At 75.5% G+C, this 2,738-nt stretch carries 2 protein-coding genes; one reads left to right on the top strand and one right to left on the bottom strand.

The genetic code is table 11. The features are described from left to right. Positions 1–938: uracil-DNA glycosylase (locus tag QH283_RS23325; RefSeq protein WP_280505081.1), on the top strand; the 938-nt coding region annotated here is incomplete at its 5' end. A 15-nt stretch (positions 939–953) separates the two neighbouring features. Here the strand turns inward: QH283_RS23325 and QH283_RS23320 are convergent. Then, positions 954–2,738, bottom strand: a 1,785-nt coding sequence (locus QH283_RS23320) for an N-6 DNA methylase (protein WP_280505080.1), incomplete at its 5' end; no start/stop codon positions are given.

Raw genomic sequence — 2,738 nt, 5'->3', positions numbered from 1 at the left:
GGCCCCCCCTGGCTGGGCTGCTCCCGAGGGGGGGGGGGGGTGCGGCCGCGGGGGCGCCCGCGAATGCCCACACGGGCGCCGAGACGCCCGCCACCGCGACCGCGGAACCCGAGGCGACCGCGAAACCCGAGGCGGCCGCTGAGACCGCCGGACCCGCCCCGCAACCGGATGCAGGCGAGCCCGCCGGTACCTCCGCTCCGGCGGAGTCGGCGCAGGTCCCCGACGCCCCCGAGATCGCCGCGCCCGCGCCGCGATCGGATGTCGAGGCACCGCGGGATGAGGCGGAATCCACCGCGGCGAAGGCGAACTCGTCGCTGGTCCCCCGCAGGCTGGCCGACCCGGAATACCGGGAGCAGCAGTACGCGAACCGGTACGAGGGGCCGGTGGCCGCGATCAACCGGTTGGTCGACGAGCTGGTCGAGGAGTCGGGTGAGTGGATGCCGTATGTCGCGCCGGTGCTGGGCGGGACGAATGCCCGGCTGCTGACGCTGTTCCGTGATCCCGGCCCGAAGACGCGGGTGGACAAGGGCAGTGGGATGCTCTCGCCGGAGAACGACGACCAGTCCGCCGAGCGGTTCCTGACCTTCTTCGAGGAGTCGGGTCTGGCCGCCGGGGAGCTGATGACCTGGAACACCTACCCCTGGTACCTCAATCGCAAGCCGAGCGCGGCGGAGGTCGACCGGGGACTAGAGCCGTTGGCGCGGGTGATCGCGCTGCTGCCGGAGCTGGCGGTGGTCATGGCGCACGGGCTGGACGCGCAGAACGCGTGGCGGCGGTTCGAGCGCAGGTACCCGGAGGTGGCGGGCAGACTGCTGGTCATCCCCACCTATCACACCAGCAAGCAGGCGCTGTTCACCCCGGACCCGCAGGTGCGGGCCCAGCGGGAGGAGAAGCTGCGCGCCGATTTCGCCCGCGCGGCGTCGTATCTGGCGGGCTGACCGGCCGCCGCCGGATCAGCTCTCGCCCTCCGGGGGTTCCAGCACACCCACGGTGAGACCGTCGCCGACCAGGCGGTCCAGGTGGACGGCCAGTTCGTCGGTGCGGCGGGCGGCGGCACGCAGGCGGTGCAGGCGGGCGAAGAGCGCGCCGTACTCGCGTTGCCTCGGCAGCGGCAGCAGCGGGATGCGGATGCGGTGCGGCACCAGGCGGACCGTTGAGCCGAGGGTGGCGGCGGTGACGTCGGGGCTGCCCGCGAAACCGGCGACGAACCACGGGTCGAGCCGGTCGGGGTCGACACGGAAGGCGACGACATTCGGGCCGAGCGCGGCGCCGTGCCATTTCTCCGGGGCCACCCTGGCGTGCACCGGGCGGTCGCGGCCACCGTGGGCGAGCGGGACGATGACGTCGTCCGGCCGGACGCGGAGCACGGCGCGCTGCCAGCCGTCGTCGACCAGCCCGGTGGGGTCGCCGTCGGTGGCCACGTCGCGTCCGGTGAGGGCGGGCGTGCCGAGATCGCCAGGGGCCGGATCGACACCGGCGGCGGGACTGAGAACTTCGAGCGCGCCGCCTGCGGCCAGGTCACGCACGGTGGCGGTGCGCCAGGTGGGGGCGTCGGCGGCGGTGAGGACGTCCAGTCCGGCGACGGCCTCGCGCAGGGTGTCGATCTCGGCGAGCAGATCGCGCAGAGCCGTGGTGACGGCCTCGCCGGTGCGGTCGGCGTCGACGGCCACCCGGACGTGCCGGGCGGGGGTGAGGTCCACCTCCTCGTCGAGGACGTCCATCACCCGGACCACGGCGGCGGCCTCACCGATCTCCCGGCTCGCCGGCACCGCATGATCGCCGCGATCGAAGGCGCGCCAGGCCGCGGTGACGATCTCGGCCGACTCGGTCCAGTTCGGAGTGGCGGTCGCGGCGTCGGCCAGGCGCGCGGCGTCGACGAAGAGCACCTCGTCGGCGGCGGGGCGCTCGGGGGCGGGGCGGGTCAGCACCCACAGTTGCAGGGCGATCTGGCGGGGCGGGGCCGCGCCCGCGGGCAGACCGATCACCGCGCGCAACGCGCCGGCGCGCAGGAGATTCGCGCGGATGCGCCTGCCGCTGGGCCGCATGGCCACCGCGGGCGGCAGCAGCAGCACCGCGCGCCCGCCAGGACGAAGGTGCGCCAGGGCGTGCTGCACCCAGGCCAGTTCGGACTCCACGCGCGGGGGAACGCCGTATTCCCAGCGCGGGTCGAGAGCCAGCCGGTCGGCGCCCCAGTCCCGTTGCTGGAAGGGCGGATTGCTGACCACGACGTCCACGGCGACACCCTTGAAGGCGTCGTCGGCCAGGCTGTCGCCCTCCTGGACGGTCACGCTCGGGGCGGGCCACGCCCTGCCTGCCACGGTGGCCCGTGCGGCGAGCGCGTCGAGGGCGAGCAGGACACGGGCCCGGTGCACCTGTACCGCGAGCACGTCCTGGCCAAGCAGTTCCCCGGCCCCGGCCTCGGCTGCCGCACGCAGGAGTGATCCGCCGCCGCACGCCGGGTCGAGCACGGTGCCCAGCGGCGGTCCCGGAGCCGCGGTGTCGCGGTCTCCGGCGGGCAGCTCGACCATCAACCGCGCCAACGGTTCCGGTGTGGGATAGACGCCGGTCGTCGGGCTCTCCTCCAGGCCGCGTTCGGCCAGGACGTCGAGCACGGCGATCGGCCCGTCCGCGCGCCCCCCCGCCCCGCGCGCGCGGGCCCCGTCGGCGTCCGGGGGCCCCGCGCCCGCTTGGGCGGCGCGCGCGGGGGGGTGGGCGCTCAGGGCCGGGGTGTGGGGCGG

The sequence above is a fragment of the Nocardia farcinica genome (assembly GCF_029867845.1).
Taxonomy (GTDB): domain Bacteria; phylum Actinomycetota; class Actinomycetes; order Mycobacteriales; family Mycobacteriaceae; genus Nocardia; species Nocardia farcinica_A.
The sequence above is the reverse complement of the archived record's forward strand: the minus strand, read 5'-3'. Positions and strand labels throughout refer to the sequence as shown.